This window comes from Amycolatopsis thermalba, from assembly GCF_003385215.1.
In the GTDB taxonomy this organism is placed as follows: Bacteria; Actinomycetota; Actinomycetes; order Mycobacteriales; family Pseudonocardiaceae; genus Amycolatopsis_E; species Amycolatopsis_E thermalba.
Genome location: NZ_PQHW01000027.1, coordinates 52104 through 67500, shown reverse-complemented (window position 1 = coordinate 67500; position 15397 = coordinate 52104). Strand labels below are relative to the sequence as shown.

General features: G+C 71.7%; 17 protein-coding genes. 13 read left to right on the top strand and 4 right to left on the bottom strand.

The window, feature by feature from the left end:
• The 5 genes from D0D15_RS13895 to D0D15_RS13880 all read left to right on the top strand — a co-directional run.
• On the top strand, nt 1-190 hold a 190-nt coding region (locus D0D15_RS13895; RefSeq protein ID WP_482746738.1), incomplete at its 5' end, for a magnesium chelatase subunit ChlI family protein.
• A gap of 144 nt (nt 191-334) precedes the next feature.
• Nucleotides 335-487, top strand: coding sequence for a hypothetical protein (locus tag D0D15_RS35915; protein ID WP_162830568.1), 153 nt, complete (start codon nt 335-337; stop codon nt 485-487).
• Nucleotides 484-1656, top strand: a complete 1173-nt coding sequence (dprA, locus tag D0D15_RS13890) for a DNA-processing protein DprA (RefSeq protein WP_094007872.1) — start codon at nt 484-486, stop codon at nt 1654-1656. Before D0D15_RS35915 ends, dprA begins: the two co-directional genes overlap by 4 nt.
• A gap of 70 nt (nt 1657-1726) precedes the next feature.
• A complete protein-coding gene (locus tag D0D15_RS13885; RefSeq protein ID WP_115944483.1) occupies nt 1727-2719 on the top strand; it encodes a tyrosine recombinase XerC in 993 nt (330 codons plus the stop codon).
• A 403-nt stretch (nt 2720-3122) separates the two neighbouring features.
• Nucleotides 3123-4034 carry a FliA/WhiG family RNA polymerase sigma factor gene (locus D0D15_RS13880; protein ID WP_233157447.1) on the top strand — a complete coding sequence of 304 codons (912 nt, stop codon included), beginning with the start codon at nt 3123-3125 and terminating at the stop codon, nt 4032-4034.
• On the opposite strand, the gene D0D15_RS13875 is transcribed toward D0D15_RS13880, so the two are convergent.
• The gene (locus D0D15_RS13875; RefSeq protein WP_167481502.1) at nt 4031-4594 is read right to left on the bottom strand and encodes a murein hydrolase activator EnvC family protein; all 564 of its coding nucleotides are present in this window, start codon (nt 4592-4594) and stop codon (nt 4031-4033) included. The two genes, D0D15_RS13880 and D0D15_RS13875, sit on opposite strands and share 4 nt — an antisense overlap.
• Before the next feature lie 770 nt (nt 4595-5364).
• On the opposite strand from D0D15_RS13875, the gene rpsB reads away from it, so the two are divergent.
• From rpsB to D0D15_RS13850, 5 genes are all read left to right on the top strand, one after another.
• Nucleotides 5365-6189, top strand: coding sequence for a 30S ribosomal protein S2 (gene rpsB, locus D0D15_RS13870; protein WP_094007874.1), 825 nt, complete (start codon nt 5365-5367; stop codon nt 6187-6189).
• Between the two features lie 69 nt (nt 6190-6258).
• Complete coding sequence (gene tsf, locus D0D15_RS13865) at nt 6259-7086, top strand: translation elongation factor Ts (protein WP_094007875.1); 828 nt, start codon at nt 6259-6261, stop codon at nt 7084-7086.
• Between the two features lie 104 nt (nt 7087-7190).
• Nucleotides 7191-7940 carry a UMP kinase gene (pyrH, locus tag D0D15_RS13860; RefSeq protein ID WP_094007876.1) on the top strand — a complete coding sequence of 250 codons (750 nt, stop codon included), beginning with the start codon at nt 7191-7193 and terminating at the stop codon, nt 7938-7940.
• A gap of 44 nt (nt 7941-7984) precedes the next feature.
• The gene (gene frr, locus D0D15_RS13855) at nt 7985-8542 is read left to right on the top strand and encodes a ribosome recycling factor (protein ID WP_094007877.1); all 558 of its coding nucleotides are present in this window, start codon (nt 7985-7987) and stop codon (nt 8540-8542) included.
• Nucleotides 8542-9423: a phosphatidate cytidylyltransferase gene (locus D0D15_RS13850; RefSeq protein WP_094007878.1), complete on the top strand. Its 882-nt coding sequence runs from the start codon at nt 8542-8544 to the stop codon at nt 9421-9423. The genes frr and D0D15_RS13850 overlap by 1 nt, the downstream gene beginning before the upstream one ends.
• Before the next feature lie 253 nt (nt 9424-9676).
• Here D0D15_RS13850 and D0D15_RS13845 read toward each other — a convergent pair whose 3' ends face one another.
• Nucleotides 9677-10519 carry a VOC family protein gene (locus D0D15_RS13845; RefSeq protein WP_094007879.1) on the bottom strand — a complete coding sequence of 281 codons (843 nt, stop codon included), beginning with the start codon at nt 10517-10519 and terminating at the stop codon, nt 9677-9679.
• An 84-nt stretch (nt 10520-10603) separates the two neighbouring features.
• Between D0D15_RS13845 and D0D15_RS13840 the strand changes: the two genes are divergently transcribed.
• The gene (locus D0D15_RS13840) at nt 10604-11434 is read left to right on the top strand and encodes a class I SAM-dependent methyltransferase (RefSeq protein WP_094007880.1); all 831 of its coding nucleotides are present in this window, start codon (nt 10604-10606) and stop codon (nt 11432-11434) included.
• Here D0D15_RS13840 and D0D15_RS13835 read toward each other — a convergent pair.
• Nucleotides 11383-11829: a PadR family transcriptional regulator gene (locus tag D0D15_RS13835; RefSeq protein ID WP_094007881.1), complete on the bottom strand. Its 447-nt coding sequence runs from the start codon at nt 11827-11829 to the stop codon at nt 11383-11385. The genes D0D15_RS13840 and D0D15_RS13835 overlap by 52 nt on opposite strands.
• 437 nt (nt 11830-12266) lie before the next feature.
• On the opposite strand from D0D15_RS13835, the gene rlmN reads away from it, so the two are divergent.
• Nucleotides 12267-13373, top strand: a complete 1107-nt coding sequence (rlmN, locus tag D0D15_RS13825; protein ID WP_094007882.1) for a dual-specificity RNA methyltransferase RlmN — start codon at nt 12267-12269, stop codon at nt 13371-13373.
• Between the two features lie 444 nt (nt 13374-13817).
• Here the strand turns inward: rlmN and D0D15_RS13820 are convergent, their stop codons facing one another.
• The gene (locus tag D0D15_RS13820; RefSeq protein WP_094007883.1) at nt 13818-14093 is read right to left on the bottom strand and encodes a DUF2631 domain-containing protein; all 276 of its coding nucleotides are present in this window, start codon (nt 14091-14093) and stop codon (nt 13818-13820) included.
• A gap of 97 nt (nt 14094-14190) precedes the next feature.
• Here D0D15_RS13820 and dxr point away from each other — a divergent pair, with 97 nt between their 5' ends.
• Nucleotides 14191-15396, top strand: coding sequence for a 1-deoxy-D-xylulose-5-phosphate reductoisomerase (dxr, locus tag D0D15_RS13815; protein ID WP_244214956.1), 1206 nt, complete (start codon nt 14191-14193; stop codon nt 15394-15396).
• Nucleotide 15397 lies beyond the last annotated feature (1 nt).

Genomic DNA, 15397 nt, shown 5'->3' with positions numbered 1-15397 from the left:
CGAGTTCGCCCTCCCACCCCCGACGACAGCCCTGCTGGAGCGAAGCCTCGAACGCGGCACGATCACCGCCCGCGGTGCCGACCGATGCCTCCGCATCGCGTGGACGCTGGCCGACCTCGCCGAGGTCGAGGAACCGACCTCCGATCACGTGGCCGCCGCGCTGGAGTTCCGCGATCGGAGAGCCGCATGAGCCCCGCGACCGACTTGCGCGAACCGCTCGCCACGAACCTGCCCGCCAACCTCCGGAGGCCGGCATGACCACGTCCCGAACCTTCGCCGAGCTCTCACCGGACCACGCGGTCACCGCGCTGGAGTTCCGCGATCGGAGAGCCGCATGAGCCCCGCGACCGACTTGCGCGAACCGCTCGCCACGAACCTGCCCGCCCACATCCCGAGGCTGGGAATGACCACGCCCCGAATCGGCACCGAACCCACCCCAGTCCACCTGGTCGCCGCGCTGGAACCCCGCATCCGGAGGCCGGCGTGACCAGCTCACACACCGCCCCCGAGCCCTCCACCGACAACCTCGCCGCCGAGCGCCTGGCCCGTTCCTACCTGGTCCGCGTCGCCGAGCCGCCGGCCCCGGCCGTGGTCGACTTCGTCGCCCAGCTCGGGCCCGTCGCCGCCGCCGAAGCGATCCGCGCCGGCGACTGTCCCAGCCGTGTGCGCGACGAGACCGAGGCCCGCCGCACGCACGACCACGCCCAGCGCGACCTCGACGAAGGCGCTCGCCTCGGCATGCGGCTGCTGATTCCGGAGGACGACGAGTGGCCGGCCTGGCCGCTCCTGTCCCTCCAGCTCGCGGCCAGCCGCGGCGTGCCGGGTGCCGCCCCGCCACTCGCGTTGTGGGTGCGCGGCCACACCCGCTTCGACGAGGCCACCGAACAGGCCGTGGCGATCGTCGGCGCCAGGTCGGCCACCGGGTACGGCGAGCACGTGGCCGGTGACTTCGCTTCTGCCCTGGCCCGCCAGGGAGTGCCGATCTTCTCCGGTGCGGCCTACGGCGTCGACGGCGCCGCCCACCGCGGAGCCCTGGCCGCGGGCGGCACCACCGTCGCGCTGCTCGGCTGCGCCCTCGACGCCGGATACCCCGCCGGGCACGTCGTCCTCCTCGACAAGATCGCCGAACTCGGCGGGCTCGTCGCCAGCGAGTACCCGCCGGGCACACCGCCCGCCCGCCACCGCTTCCTGGTCCGCAACCGCCTCATCGCGGCGCTCAGCGAAGGCACCATCGTCGTCGAGGCCGGCCGGCGTAGCGGCGCGCGCAACACCGCGACGACAGCCGGCGCGCTCGGCAAGGTCGTGATGGCCGTCCCCGGGCCGATCACCTCCGCGATGTCGATCGGCTGCCACGAGCTGATCCGTGAATCCGGCGCGACCCTCGTGGCCTCGATCGACGACGTGATCGAAACCGTCGGCCGGCTCGGCACGCCCCGGCCCGAGAAGGTCCGCTCGAAACGGCCGACGGACGGCCTCGGCCCGGACGCCCTGCGCGTCCACGAAGCGCTCCGCAAACGTGAGGGCAAGTCCGCCGAGCAGATCGCCGCCGAATCCGGGGTTCCGGTCGCCCGGGTCCGGGCGGTACTGCCCGCCCTCGAACTCGACGACCTCGCCGAGCGCTGCGAAAGCGGCTGGCGCGGCAGGGCGAGGAGGTGATGCGATCGTCATCTGCTCCCGGTGTGGCGATGCTTGACCACGCGCGCCCCTTCGCGCAGCGTGAACAACCATGTCCGCACGGGAATCTCGGGGCCGCAAAACGGACCTGCACGCCCTCCGGGACGCCCTGCCGCGCGCCGCCGCGGGCCTGGTCGACGACTACGAACGGCACCTCGGGCTGGAGCGGGGGCTGTCCCCGCACACGGTGCGCGCGTATGTCGGGGACGTGGTGTCCCTGCTGGGGTTCCTGCACGGTGAGGAGCCGCAGCCGGACGCCGCCGAGCTCGCGGGCCTGGACATCGGGGTGCTCCGGTCGTGGTTGGCCGACCAGCGGAACGGGGGAGCGGGACGGACCACTCTCGCACGGCGAGCGGCTTCGGCCCGGACCTTCACCGCCTGGGCTCGCCGCCAAGGCGCGCTGGACCACGACCCGGGGGCGAAGCTGGTGGCGCCTCGCGTGCACCGGACCCTCCCGCCGGTGCTCCGGCCGGACGAGGCGGAGGACGTCCTCACCGCGGCGGGCAGCGGCGCAGCGCAACAGGAGCCGGTCGCCCTGCGTGATCACGCGGTCCTCGAGCTGCTCTACGCGACCGGGGTGCGGGTGTCCGAGCTGTGCGGGCTCGACGTCGACGATGTGGACTTCGGCCGCAGGCTCGTCCGGGTGCTCGGCAAGGGCGGCAAGGAGCGCATGGTCCCGTTCGGCGCGCCGGCCGATCGGGCTCTGCGCAGCTGGCTCGACCACGGCCGGCCGGCGGTGGCCGGTGCGGTGGCGAAGCCGCACGCGTCCGCGCTGTTCCTCGGTGTGCGGGGTGGGCGGCTGGACCCGCGGACGGTCCGGCGAGTGGTGCACGAAGCGCTCGACACGGTGCCCTCGGCGGCCGACATGGGCCCGCACGGACTGCGGCACACCGCGGCAACGCACCTGCTGGAGGGCGGTGCCGACCTTCGCAGCGTTCAGGAGCTACTCGGTCACGCTACGCTTGCCACGACACAGCTTTACACTCACGTGACCGTCGAGCGGTTGAAGGCGATCCATGACCAAGCCCACCCCCGATCCCGATGACCTCGGAGGACGGCAGGCAGGATCGTTGACACCGCCCACCCCGTACGAGCCCGGAGAACGACCTGAGCCCGCTGCCGAGAACGGTTCCCGTGTGAAGGCCGATTTGCGAGCGACACCTGCCCGCCCCGCCCCCGACCAGGCCGGGCGACCGATGCTGCCCACGTCCGAACAGGACGGCGAGCCCGGGAGCGAGCGCACCGGGGAACCGACGGCCACTGGTACCCCCAGCGCGCCCACACGGGAGAGTGCCCCCGAAGCCACAGCGGCGGCGGCCTCCGGCACGCTCGCGGAGGCACCTCGCAGCGGCGAGCCGGTGGCAGGTGCCGGTGCGCAGGCCGCGACCGAGGAGATCGGGGGTAGCGAGTCGGGGGTCGAGGGACCGCGGGTCACTGGTGGTGGGCCGGTGGCGGACGCTGGTGCGCAGGCCGCGACCGAGCCGAACGCGGGCACCGGTTCGCGGGGCAGCGGCGCGTCGGTCACCGACGGTGCCACCCAACCCGGTGCTGCCCAACCCGGTGCTGCCCAACCCGGTGGCAGCCCCACCCGCGCGGGTGACGGCGACTCCGCGATCCAAGCCGTCTGGCGCAAGTTCCGGACCTGCCCGGAGCAGCGGCTGCGGGAGCGCCTGGTCCTGCACTACGCGCCGCTGGTCAAGTACGTCGCCGGGCGGGTGGGGACCGGGTTGCCCACGCATGTCGACGTCAGCGACCTCATCCAGTCCGGCATCTTCGGCCTGATCGACGCCATCGAGAAGTTCGAGCCCGAGCGCGGCCTGCGGTTCGAGACCTACGCGATGCAGCGGATCCGCGGCGCGATCCTCGACGACCTGCGCTCCCAGGACTGGGTGCCCCGCGTCGTGCGCAGCCGTGCCCGTGAGGTGGAGCGCGCGCTCGAGCGCCTCGGCGGCCGCCTGCGCCGCACCCCGACCGACACCGAGGTCGCCGCCGAGCTGGGCATCACCCTCGAAGAGCTGCGCGACCTCTACAGCCAGCTCCAGCTGACCAGCGTCGTCGCGCTCGAGGACCTCATGGCGGCCGGCCGGGAGAGCGGCTCGCTGGTCGACACGCTCCCCGACGACGACGCCATCGACCCCGTCGCCGTCCTCGTCGACCGGGACAACCGGCGCCAGCTCGCCGAGGCCATCGCCCAGCTGACCGAGCGTGACCGGATCGTGGTCAGCCTCTACTACTTCGAACGGCTGACGCTCGCCGAGATCGGCCGGGTCCTGGGCGTCACCGAGTCGCGGGTCAGCCAGCTGCACACCCGCGCGGTCCTCCGGCTGCGCGCCCGGCTCACGGAGCAGGCCGGGGTCTAACCCGCCCAGGGTTTCAGCCGGATCGCTGTGCCGGTCTGGACCAGGGGAAGCGGGCTCAGGTACTCCTCGCCCCGGCGGACACCCCAGTGCAGGCAGGCCTCGACCGGACACCCCGGATGCCCGGCCTCGACGACGCCGATCGGCTGCCCCCGCCACACCTGCGTCCCGGCCGGAACCGTCGGCGTGACCGGCTCGTAGGTCGTGCGCAACCCGCCGTCGTGGTCGATCGAGACCACCGGACGCCCCGCGACGAGCCCCGCGAACACCACGACGCCCGGCCCCGCGGCCAGAACCTGCTGACCGGGCGTCGCAGCCAGGTCCACCCCGCGATGACCCGGCCCGTACGGCCCTGACGGCGCCTGGAACGGCCGGACCACCACCGGCTTGGGCGACAACGGCCACCCGAACCGCGGATCCAGGTCGTCGCGCACCGCAGCCGGCGGGGCGGTCGTCACGGGTCCCTGAGGTGCCGCCCTGACCCCTCCAACGTCCGGCGAGCCGGCCAGCAAACCGGCGCTGACCAGCACGATCCCGAGCAATCGGCGAACTCCCACGATCATCAACCCAGGGTGGCGCACTTCCGGCCTCGGGAACGGCCGCTGACCAAATCTGTGGATAACTCGGCCGCTTGTGGACAACTCGAACCTGCGAACACACTCGCACCACGCGCGAGCGGGCCGCAGGGGGCCGAGCACGGTTCGCGTGGGGTACGGGCCACCAGAACGAGCCGGAAGTGCGAACCCCGAAGGGGAACAGGGCCAGCGCCCGAGATGCCGCAGAACTCGGGCTCACCCCCAGACGCCCGGGCGGGCGATGGCGCACGCCGGCCGGCGGTGACGCACTCGGGGCCGGCACGGCGCACCCGAGGCCGGCCCCGCGCATCCGGGGCCCGCGTCGCGCATCCAGGAGCAGCACCGCGGGCTCGGGGCCCGTACTGCGCGCCCTGGCTCACCCGCAGCACCCCGGGCTCACCCGTGTCGCACCTAGGCTCGCCCCCAGTGCGCCCGGGTCGGCGGTGGTGCATCCGGCTCACCACTGGCGCCCCCGGGCTCCCGCGGCGCCTGCCGCGATCACGAGGCCGCCCGTGGTGAACCCCGCGTCGCCAGGGCGTACACTGTTCGCGCGGCCTGTCACGACAGGTCGACTTCGCGTGTACGTGCAGGTTCCCCGCTCAGAGGAACCCACGGCGCCCGGCGGTCCCCGAGGAGCAACCCCCGGGGTCCGGGCACCGGCACTGCACCAGGGTCGCCGGCCACCCGGCCGACGGCGACAAAACCGGCCAGCGCGTCCCGCGGGGCGCGCGCTACACAGAAGAGGTGCGGATCCGGCCATGGCCGTCGTCACCATGAAGCAGCTGCTCGATTCCGGCGTGCACTTCGGGCACCAGACCCGCCGCTGGAACCCGAAGATGAAGCGCTACATCCTCACCGAGCGCAACGGCATCTACATCATCGACCTGCAGCAGACGCTGAGCTACATCGACCGTGCGTACGAGTTCATCAAGGAGACCGTCGCGCACGGCGGCACCATCATGTTCGTCGGCACGAAGAAGCAGGCCCAGGAGGCGATCGCCCGCGAGGCGCAGCGCGTGGGCATGCCCTTCGTCAACCAGCGCTGGCTCGGCGGCATGCTGACCAACTTCCAGACGGTCCACAAGCGGCTGCTGCGCCTCAAGGAGCTGGAGTCGCAGGAGCAGACCGGCGGTTTCCAGGGTCTCACCAAGCGCGAGATCCTGACGCTGACCCGCGAGAAGGAGAAGCTGGAGCGCACCCTCGGCGGTATCCGCGACATGCAGAAGGTGCCCAGCGCCGTCTGGATCGTGGACACCAAGAAGGAGCACATCGCCGTCGGCGAGGCGCGCAAGCTGAACATCCCGGTCGTCGCGGTCCTGGACACCAACTGCGACCCGGACGAGGTCGACTACCCGATCCCGGGCAACGACGACGCGATCCGCTCGGCCGCGCTGCTCACCAAGGTGGTCGCCGAGGCCGCCGCCGCCGGCCTGATGGCCCGCTCCAGCCGCAACGGCTCCGCGCCGGCCGCCGAGGGCCAGGACAAGCCCGAGCCGGGCGTGTCCGACGAGCCGCTGGCCGAGTGGGAGCAGGACCTGCTCAAGGGCAACGAGGCCCCGGCCGAGCAGACCACCGCCTCCTGAATCTTTCCGGCAGGCCACGCCGCGCAGGCGCGGCCCCCACAACTTTCCGAGAGGAACGGACACCGCACGATGGCGAACTACACCGCGGCGGACGTCAAGCGTCTCCGCGAGCTCACCGGCTCCGGCATGATGGACTGCAAGAAGGCGCTCGAGGAGAGCGGCGGCGACTTCGACAAGGCCGTTGAGTTCCTGCGTATCAAGGGCGCCAAGGACGTCGGCAAGCGCGCCGAGCGCGCCACCGCCGAGGGCCTCGTCGCCGGGGACGGCGGCGTGCTGGTCGAGATCAACTCCGAGACCGACTTCGTCGCCAAGAACGAGCAGTTCCAGGAGCTCGCCAACAAGATCGTCAAGGTCGCCCAGACCCTGCAGACCGACGACGTCGAGAAGCTGGCCGCGGCCGAGCTCGAGGGCGGCAAGTCCGTCGGCGACGCCGTCCAGGAGCTGGCCGCCAAGATCGGCGAGAAGCTGGTCCTGCGCCGCGTCGTGGCCTTCGACGGCCAGGTCGCGACGTACCTGCACCGCCGCGGCACCGACCTGCCCCCGGCGGTCGGCGTGCTGGTCGAGTACAGCGGCGAGGGCGACGGCGCCGCCGAGGCGGCCCGCAACGCGGCGCTGCAGATCGCGGCCCTCAAGCCGAAGTACCTGACCCGCGAAGAGGTGCCCGCCGACCTGGTCGACAACGAGCGCCGCATCGCCGAGGAGACCGCCCGGGCCGAAGGCAAGCCCGAGCAGGCCCTGCCCAAGATCATCGAGGGCAAGGTCAACGCGTTCTACAAGGACACCGTGCTGCTGGAGCAGCCGTCGGTGCTCGACAACAAGAAGACCGTCAAGGCGCTGCTCGACGCGGCCGGCGTGACCGTCACCCGGTTCGCCCGGTTCGAGGTCGGCCAGCCGTAACACGACGGCAGTGACGTGAGGGTGCCCCGTCTCCGTGATCACGGGGACGGGGCACACTCGCGAAGGCAGGCTCCACGAGAGCACCCGAGCGGGCGGAGGCGGACATGGGCGAGGCGAAACGAGCCGACGGCGGTTACCGGCGGGTGCTGCTGAAACTGGGTGGCGAGATGTTCGGCGGGGGAGCGCTCGGTCTCGACCCCGACGTCGTCCACTCCGTGGCCGCGCAGATCGCGGACGTCGTCCGCACCGGCGTCCAGATGGCCGTCGTGATCGGCGGCGGCAACTACTTCCGGGGCGCCGAGCTGTCCCAGCGCGGCATGGACCGCGACCGGGCCGACTACATGGCCATGCTCGGCACCGTCATGAACTCCCTGGCGCTGCAGGACTTCCTGGAGAAGGAAGGCGTCCCCACGCGCGTGCAGACCGCCATCACCATGGGCCAGGTCGCCGAGCCCTACATCCCGCGGCGCGCCGAGCGGCACCTCGAGAAGGGCCGCGTGGTGATCTTCGGCGCCGGCACCGGGATGCCCTACTTCTCCACCGACACCGCCGCCGCCCAGCGCTCGCTGGAGATCGGCTGCGAGGCGGTGCTCATGGCCAAGGCCGTGGACGGGGTCTTCACCGCGGACCCGAAGAGCGACCCGAGCGCCAAGATGTTCGACGAGATCAGCCACCGCGAGGTGCTCGAACGCGGGCTCAAGGTCGCCGACGCCACCGCCTTCAGCCTCTGCATGGACAACAACATGCCCATCATCGTGTTCAACCTTCTCACCGAGGGGAACATCGCCAGGGCGGTGCGTGGTGAGAGGATCGGCACGTTGGTGAGCACCCCCGTCGCCGGGCCGAGCGCCTGACCGCCGGGGGACCGGGAACAACAGCACAGACAACGGGAGTAGCCGTGATCGACGAGACCCTCCTCGACGCCGAGGAGAAGATGGAAAAAGCGGTGTCCTTCGCCAAGGAGGATCTGTCGTCGGTGCGGACCGGCCGGGCCAACCCGGGCATGTTCGCCCGGATCATGGTCGAGGCGTACGGGTCGACGATGCCGCTGAACCAGGTGGCCGGCGTCAACATCCCCGAGGCCCGCATGGTGATCGTCAAGCCCTACGACCAGGGGCAGCTCGGTGCGATCGAGAAGGCCATCCGCGAGTCCGACCTGGGCGTGAACCCGTCCAACGACGGGCAGATCATCCGCATCACCATCCCGCAGCTCACCGAGGAGCGGCGCAAGGAGATGGTGAAGATGGTCAAGTCCAAGGGCGAGGACGCCAAGGTCCACATCCGCGGGGTGCGCCGCAAGGCCAAGGAGGAGCTCGACCGCATCGCCAAGGACGGCGAAGCCGGTGAGGACGAGGTCGCGCGCGCGGAGAAGGAACTGCAGCACCTGACCGACAACTACGTGGCGAAGGTCGACGAGCTCGTCAAACACAAGGAAACCGAGCTGCTCGAGGTCTGATGCCCCCGGTGAGCGAAGAACGCGAGAAGGCCCCCGTGGCTTCTGCGGAGCCGGCCGAACCGGCCAAGAAAGCGTCGCGGGCGGGACGCAACCTTCCCGCGGCGATCGGTGTCGGGCTGCTGCTGGGCGCGGCGATCCTCGTGTCGCTGCTCACCGTGCGGTACCTGTTCATCGGGATCATCGCGGCGGCGATCGCCGCCGGCACGTACGAGTTCGCGCAGGCGCTCCGCCGTGCCGCGGGGATCCGGCTCGCACTGGTCCCGCTGCTGGCCGGCGGTCAGGCGATGATCTGGCTGGCCTGGCCGTTCGGTTACGAGGGCGCGCTGATCGCGTTCGCGGTCACCGTTCTGGCCTGCCTGCTGTGGCGCCTGCCCGGCGGGGCCGAGGGCTATCTGCGGGACATCAGCGCGTCCGTGTTCACCGCCGCGTACCTGCCGCTGTTCGGCGCGTTCGCGGCGATGCTGGTCCCGCCCGCCGACGGGGTGGGCCGGGTGCTGGCGTTCCTGATCGGCGTCGTCGCGTCGGACACCGGCGGTTACATCGCCGGTGTCCTCAAGGGCAAGCACCCGATGGCGCCGTCGATCAGCCCGAAGAAGACGTGGGAAGGCTTCAGCGGCTCGCTGGTCGCGGGCGTCGTGGCGGGCGCGCTGACGCTGACGCTGCTGCTCGACGGGCAGATCTGGCAGGGTGTGGTGTTCGGGGTCGCGATCGTGCTGACCGCGACGCTGGGCGACCTGGTCGAGTCGCTGATGAAGCGGGACCTCGGCATCAAGGACATGGGAACGCTGCTGCCCGGGCACGGCGGCCTGATGGACCGGCTCGACTCGCTGCTGCCGTCGGCCGTGGTGTCGTTCCTGCTGCTGTCGGCGTTCCTGAACTGACCGGAAGCGCCTCGGCTGCGCGACCGCATCGCCGAGGCTTCGGCAGGAACAGGTAGACGCGTTCGGCCCAGCCGGCATCCGGACGCAGACACCCCGGACTCTCCGCGCCGCCAGGATCGAGCGCGGTCCCGCAGCGGACTCGCGGAGCACCAGTCGTTCGGTCCTGGTCGGTGTGGGTGGCCCGAGGCGGGCCGGGTGCAGACGTGACGGGCAAGCTGTCGCACGCCCGGAGAGCGCGACGGTAAGAACCGGCTCAGTCGTCGTAGGGGTCGTCCACCTCGGCGCGGCCCCAGCCCTCGCTCACGCGCGAGTGGTCGATGATCGAGAACACCGCCCCGGCCGGATCGGCGAGGATCGCGATCCGGCCCCACGGCGTGTCGTAGGGCTCCACCAGCACGGTGCCGCCGAGCATGAGCGCGTGGCCTGCCGTCGCGTCCGCGCCGCGGGCCGGGTCGACGCCGAAGTACACCATCCAGTGCGGCGGCGCCTGCGGCGGGTACTCGGGCCCCATCACGTACCGGTACAGCACCGGTTGCTGGTCCAGCCGCCATTCCACGTAGTCGATGCCGCGGTTGTCGCCCACCTGCAGGCTCGTGTACGAGAACAGCCTGGTGAAGAAGCCGTCCGCGGCCGCGCCGTCGCGGGTGTTGAGATCCGCCCCGGAGAAGGTGTTCGGATAGCCGGTCGCGAACGCCCAGTCCGGCGGCGGCTGCCACAGCACGAACGGCGCGCCGGAGGGCTCGACGCCGTGCATGATGCAGCCGCGGTGGGGCAGCACGGTCGGTTCGAGCGTGACCGCACCGCCGAGCCGCTGCACCCAGTTCGCCGCCGCCTGCGCGTTCTGCACCGAGATGTTGATCATCCACGCGCTCGCCTGCCCGGGCGCCGCCTGGTAGAGACCACCGACGGGCACGCCCTCCAGCGTGCCGATCAGGTACCGGCCGGTGCGCGTGGCGGGATCGCGGCTGAGCACGTAGGTCCAGCCGAAGAGGCCCTCGTAGAACCGGTGGGACGCCGCCTCGTCGACGGTGGCGAGCTCGACCCAGCACGGAACCCCGGACGGCAGAACGGACGGGGCCGAAGATCCGACGGACATACCGCCTCCGATCGGTGGGGAGGGCAGCAAGTCTAGGCCGAACGCGAAGCGCTTTCCGGGCAACTTTTCATTTATCCTTGCGGTGTGTGGAAGATCGCCCGGCGTGGGCAGCGGACCACGTCCCGGGCGGACGTCCTGCCCAGCCCCAACATCTGGTACTACCCGGACACCTACGAGCTGGAGAACCGCGCGCAGGACGTCGACGGCGACATCTGGCGGGTCCTCGCCGAGGAATGTCCCTGGCAGGGCAAGGACGTCCTGGACGTCGGCTGCGGGGACGGTTTTCACCTGCCCCGCTTCGCCGGGACGGCGCGGTCGGTGATCGGCGTCGAGCCGCACGAACCGCTGGTGCGCCGGGCGGAACGCCGGGTCGCCGGACTGTCTTCGGTGCGGGTGCTGCGTGGTTCCGCGCAGCTGATCCCGGTGCCGGACGCGAGTGCCGACGTCGTGCACGCGCGCACCGCGTACTTCTTCGGCCCGGGCTGCGAACCCGGTCTGCGCGAGGCGGACCGCGTGCTGCGGCCGGGGGGAGCGCTGGTGATCGTCGATCTGGACGTGTCCAGTGAGCCGTATGGCCGGTGGATGCGGGCCGATCTGCCCGACTACGACCCGGCCGCGGTCGACGCGTTCTTCGCCGGCCAGGGTTTTCGCTGCCGTCGACTGACGGCGAAGTGGCGGTTCGCCGACTCCGAGAGCCTCGCGGCGGTGCTGCGCATCGAGTTCAGCCCGGAGGTGGCCGACCGCGCGATCGAAGAGGTCCTACGGGACAACGGATCGCGCGGCCGGCACGGCGCGGGCTTCACGGTGCCGGTGGGCTATCGCGTTCTCGTCCGCGACAAGCCCGCCGGCCTCGTGCTGCCTGGTCACTCCTCGTCGTCCTCGTCGTCGGTGTCGATCTCGCCGAGCACGGCGTAGATCGACCGACGGGCTTCGTTGAGGATCTCCGCGGCGCGCCGCTTCTGACCCGGCGTCCCGGCCTGGGACACCTGGACCGCGGCGGCGGCCAGCATGGCGCCCGCCTTGCGCAGGTCGACCTCGTTCGGGTCGACGTCGGAGGCGATCTGCTCCCACGGCGGCTTCCCGTCCTGGTTCGCGGCCGCCTCACGGCCGGCGTCGGTCAGCTCGAACAGGCGCTTGCCGCCGTCCTCGCGAGCCACGACCAGGCCTTCGTCGGCCATCAGCTGCAGGGTCGGGTAGACCGAGCCGGGGCTCGGCCGCCAGAAGCCGCCGCTGCGCTCGGCGATCTCGCTGATGATCTCGTAACCGTGCCGGGGCTGTTCGGCCAGCAGGGCGAGGATGGCGGCGCGCACGTCGCCTCGTCGTCCCCGCCGCCCGCCGTGCGGGCCGCGGGGACCGCGTCCCCGGAACTCGCCGCGCGGACCGCCCGGGCCCCAGCCCGGGGGGAACTCTCCGAAACCACCGCGGGCGAACGGGCCGAAAGCGGGCCGCCCGTGCGGCGGGGGGAAATGTCCGTGTCTCATGTCGGTTCTCCTTCCGTACTGTTCCGACATTCTCACGATATATCGGAAACAGTCGTAAGGCAACCCGGCTGTCGGTCCGCCGGGTCGTCGACCTGGATGACCTGTGGAGACGGTGTGGCGCCAGTGGCCCGGCCCGTCTGCGTGCTGCCGTTGATCCGAAGTCCGCGGTGCCGGTCGGGGCAGGGTGAGCAGCGTCGCGGCGCCGGTGGCCAGTGCGGCACCCCGGCGCGGGTTCCCCGGGCGGTGGCGTGGGACAATATGCGGTTGTGTCGACATTGCCGCTGCTCTTCGAGGCTCCCCGGCGTGGGATGCCGCCTCGCCACCTCGCCGATCTGACCGCCGCCGAACGCGCGGCGGCCGTCAGCGACCTCGGCGAGAAGCCCTTCCGCGCCAAGCAGCTGTCGAACCACTACTTCGCCCGCCTCACCGCCGACCCGGAGGCGATGACCGACATCCCGGCCGCGTCCCGGGAGCGGCTGGTGTCCGAGCTGATGCCGCCGCTGCTGACCGAGGTGCGGGCGCTGGCCTGCGACGACGGCACGACGCGCAAGACGCTGTGGCGGGCGCACGACGGCACGCTGCTGGAGAGCGTCCTGATGCGCTACCCGGACCGGGCGACGCTGTGCATCTCCAGCCAGGCCGGCTGCGGCATGGCGTGCCCGTTCTGCGCCACCGGCCAGGCCGGGCTGACCCGGAACCTGTCGACCGCGGAGATCGTCGACCAGGTGCGGTCGGCTGCCGCGGTCATGCGGGACGGGTTGATGCCCGGCGGCCCGGGGCGGCTGTCGAACATCGTGTTCATGGGCATGGGCGAGCCGCTGGCGAACTACAAGCGGGTGGTGGCCGCGGTGCGCCGCATCACCGACCCGGCGCCGAACGGGCTGGGCATCTCGCAGCGGTCGGTCACGGTGTCCACGGTCGGGCTGGCCCCGGCGATCCGGCGACTGGCGGACGAGAAGATGCAGGTCCGGCTGGCGGTGTCGCTGCACACCCCGGACGACGAGCTGCGCGACACGCTCGTGCCGGTCAACAACCGCTGGTCGGTGGACGAGGTGCTGGAGGCGGCGCGGTACTACGCCGACTCGACGGGCCGCCGCGTGTCGATCGAGTACGCGCTGATCCGGGACGTGAACGACCAGCCGTGGCGGGCGGACCTGCTGGCGAAGCGGCTGCGCAAGCACCTGGGCCAGCTGGTGCACGTGAACGTGATCCCGCTGAACCCGACGCCCGGCTCGAAATGGGACGCCTCCCCGAAACCGGTCGAGAGGGAGTTCGTGCGGCGCGTCAACGAGGGCGGCGTGGCGTGCACCGTGCGGGACACGCGGGGCCAGGAGATCGCCGCCGCGTGCGGGCAGCTGGCGGCCGAAGGCTGATCGAAGGCGCGGCGAGACGGGGGGATTTCGCTGGTGCGGACTCGTCCACCGGACTTCTCGGTTCCTTCCGGGCGGCCGGTTTTCCCACCGGTAACGTTCCGTACTCCGGCGAGCTGTGCTTTTCGGCCGACGACCTGGCACACGCGCCCTGGGCCAGGCGACCGCCGTGTTCTGCCGCCCTCAGCTCGGTGTGAGGTTGCTTTCCGAGATCGAGGGCGAGGCGCCGTGGATCGCGCTCGGGTGCGTCGCCCATTTCCCCCGGCGCGACGGGCCGATCGAGGTCGAAGCGTGTCTTCGCCGATCTCGGGATGCGCGTCGGCCTTCCGGGGCGCATCGCCGAGCGGCTTCGCCGGGCCCGAGTCCGGTCGTGTGGACGGGTTGTTCGAGGGCTGAGCAGCAAAGAAGGGGCCCCTCGCCGAGGGGCCCCTCCTCACGTCGCCTGCGTCAGCGGCGCCAGGCCGTGCGCTTCTTCCGCATCTCCCAGAGCAGCCCGAACGCGATGCCGGCCGCGATGCCGACCAGCCACACGTTCTCGGTGTTGTTCTCGTGGTTGTTGTAGATCATCGCCAGCAGCACGACGACCGTGACCCAGCCCGCGATGCGCCCGCCCTTCGGGAACCCGCCGTGCCAGCCCCACTCGGCCGACGGCTCGTCCCGCGGGTCCACCTTCGCCGGAGCGGCCTGCCGCCGCTTCTCGACCGACTTGCTCGCCACGATCACTCCTCCAGGCCCTGCTGAACGTCCAACCGGATGATTCCACACCGCGACCGGCCCCGCGCCGATGACCCGCTCGGACGGGTTCGCGACAATGTCCCGGATGAACGCACCCCGCACCGTCCTCGTGCTCGGCTCGACCGGCTCGATCGGCACGCAGGCCCTCGACGTCGCCGCCCGCAACCAGCACCTCTTCCGCATCGCGGGCCTCGCCGCGGGCGGGTCCGATCCGGCGCTGCTGGCCGCGCAGGCGCTGGCCGAGCCGGTCGACGCGGTGGCCGTGACGAAACCCACGGTCGTCGAGGATCTGCAGCTCGCGCTGTACGCCGAGGCCCAGAAGCGCGGCTACTCGCGGGGCGAGTTCAAACTGCCGCGCATCTTCGCCGGCCGGGACGCCGTCGTCGAGCTGATCAACACGGTCCGGGTCGACGTCGTCCTCAACGGCCTGCCCGGGTCCCAGGGCCTCGAACCGACGCTCAAGGCCCTGGACACCGGCGCGACGCTGGCCCTGGCGAACAAGGAGTCGCTCATCGCCGGCGGGCCGCTCGTGCTCAAGCAGGCCAAGCCCGGCCAGCTCGTCCCGGTCGACTCCGAGCACTCGGCGATGGCCCAGGCACTGCGCGGCGGCCGCGCCGAGGAGGTCGACCGCTTCGTGCTGACCGCCTCCGGTGGGCCGTTCCGCGGCCGCAAGCGCGCCGATCTGGCGAACGTCACAGTCGAAGACGCGCTGGCCCACCCCACCTGGGCGATGGGCCGGCTCATCACCATCAACTCGGCCACCCTGGTCAACAAGGGCCTGGAGCTGATCGAGGCGAGCCTGCTGTTCGGCGTCGCGTGTGACCGGATCGACGTGGTCGTCCACCCGCAGTCGATCGTGCACTCGATGATCACCTTCACCGACGGCTCCACCCTGGCCCAGGCCAGCCCGCCGGACATGCGCCTGCCGATCGCGCTCGCCCTGAACTGGCCGGACCGGGTGCCCGGCGCGGCCCCGGCCTGCCGCTGGGACCAGGCCGCCCAGTGGACGTTCGAACCCCTGGACAACGAGGCCTTCCCGGCGGTCGAGCTGGCCCGGCACGCCGGTACCGTGGGCGGCTGCCTGCCCGCGGTCTACAACGCGGCCAACGAGGTGTGCGTCGAGGCGTTCCTGACGCAGAACGCCGGCTTCACGGCGATTGTGGACACTGTTACCCAGGTGGTGGAGGCCGCCGACGAGTGGCGTCGCGAGCCTGGCGACGTCGCGGAGGTACTGGCGGCCGAGCAGTGGGCACGAGCCCGGGCCGCGGAGATCTTGACCGGAGGGAAGTAGC